Raw genomic sequence first — 1,797 nt, 5'->3', positions numbered from 1 at the left:
GCGCTGAACCCCGCCGGGCCGCCCTGCGCGACGCCCGTGCCGAACCGCACGCGCAGCCGCTCGCCCTTGGCCATCGCCTGCTCGCGCAGCCGTACCTGGAACGCGACCATCGCCGTCCGCAGCTCCGCAGCGTGCTCGTCCGAGCCCGCGGCGAGGATGCGCACCGCGAGCAGGCCCGCGTTGCGCGCCCCGCCCACCGAGACCGTCGCCACCGGCACCCCGGCGGGCATCTGGACGATCGACAGCAGCGAGTCCATCCCGTCGAGGTGGGCCAGCGGCACGGGCACGCCGATGACCGGCAGCGGTGTCACCGACGCGAGCATCCCGGGCAGGTGGGCGGCACCGCCCGCACCCGCGACGAGGACGCGCAGCCCGCGCTCGGCTGCCGAGCGGCCGTAGTCGACCATGTCCTGCGGCATCCGGTGCGCCGAGACGACGTCGACCTCCACGGGGACCCCGAACTCGGCCAGCACCTCGGCAGCGGCCACCATGACGGGCCAGTCCGAGTCCGACCCCATCACCACACCGACCAGCGGATCGCTCACGCCGTCCTCCTCTCGTCCGGGTCCAGCGTCTCAGAGATCGGTCGCCCCGCCGGTCGTGTCAGCCGTGGGCGGGCTCGCCGCGCAGGGTCGCCGCCGCGGCGCGCGCCCTGGCCCGGACGTCGGCGAGGTCGTCCCCGCACACCGTGACGTGGCCGAGCTTGCGGCCGGGCCGGATGTCCTTGCCGTAGAGGTGGACCCGCGCGCCGGCGTCCGCGCCGACGACGGCGTGCAGCGCGTCGGTGAGGCGGTCCAGCGACGAGCCCAGGACGTTGCTCATGACCGTCCAGGCGGCCCGCGGGGACGGGTCACCCAGGGGCAGGTCCAGGACCGCCCGCAGGTGCTGCTCGAACTGGCTGGTCACGGCCCCGTCGATGGTCCAGTGACCCGAGTTGTGCGGGCGCATCGCGAGCTCGTTGACCACGACGGAGCCGGGGCCCCCACCCGTCCCGGCGACCTCGAACATCTCCACCGCGAGCACGCCCGTGACGTCCAGGCCGTCGGCGATGCGGCGCGCGGCGTCCAGCGCGATCCGCTCCACGTGCGCGTCCAGCCCGGGCGCCGGCGCGACGACCTCGGAGCACACGCCGTCGGCCTGGACGGTCTCGACCACGGGCCACACCGCGACCTCCCCGGAGGGCCGGCGCGCCAGGAGGACCGCGAGCTCGCGGACGAAGGGCACCTTCTCCTCGGCGAGCAGCGCGGGCCCGCCCACGGCGGCGGCGGCGAACCACTCGGCGACCTCGGAGCTCTCGCGCACCACGCGGACGCCCTTGCCGTCGTAGCCGCCGCGCGCGGTCTTGACGACCACCTGGCCGTCGGGACCACCGTGGGCGGCGAGGAACGCGTCGAGGGCCGCGGCGTCCGGGATCGGGGCCCACGCGGGGCACGGCACGCCGAGCGCGGTGAGGTGCTCGCGCATCACCAGCTTGTCCTGCGCGTGGCGCAGGGCGTCGGGGCCCGGCCGCACCGGCACGCCTGCGGCCTCGACGGCGGCCAGCACCTCGGCGGGGATGTGCTCGTGCTCGAAGGTCAGCACGTCGGCACGCGGCCGCTCCGCGTCGCCCAGCACGAGGTCGAGCACGTCGGCCGCCGAGCGCGGAGCGCCCACGGGGGCGTCGACGACCACGCGCGCTGCCGACGTGGCCGGGCCCTCGACGAGCACGCGCAGGTGGATCCCCAGCGCCGTCGCCGCGGGCGTCATCATCCGGGCGAGCTGTCCGCCACCCACCACTGCCACCACGAGCGTCACGGT

At 76.2% G+C, this 1,797-nt stretch carries 2 protein-coding genes; both read right to left on the bottom strand.

All coding sequences use genetic code 11. The features are described from left to right. Window positions 1-518: 5-(carboxyamino)imidazole ribonucleotide mutase (gene purE, locus PKY62_RS06990; protein WP_324535988.1), on the bottom strand; the 518-nt coding region annotated here is incomplete at its 3' end. A gap of 85 nt (window positions 519-603) precedes the next feature. After that, the gene (locus PKY62_RS06985; RefSeq protein WP_324535987.1) at window positions 604-1,794 is read right to left on the bottom strand and encodes a 5-(carboxyamino)imidazole ribonucleotide synthase; all 1,191 of its coding nucleotides are present in this window, start codon (window positions 1,792-1,794) and stop codon (window positions 604-606) included. Window positions 1,795-1,797: the final 3 nt, after the last annotated feature.

It is taken from the genome of Actinotalea sp. (assembly GCF_035443605.1).
GTDB lineage: Bacteria > Actinomycetota > Actinomycetes > Actinomycetales > Cellulomonadaceae > Actinotalea.
The sequence above is the reverse complement of the archived record's forward strand: the minus strand, read 5'-3'. Positions and strand labels throughout refer to the sequence as shown.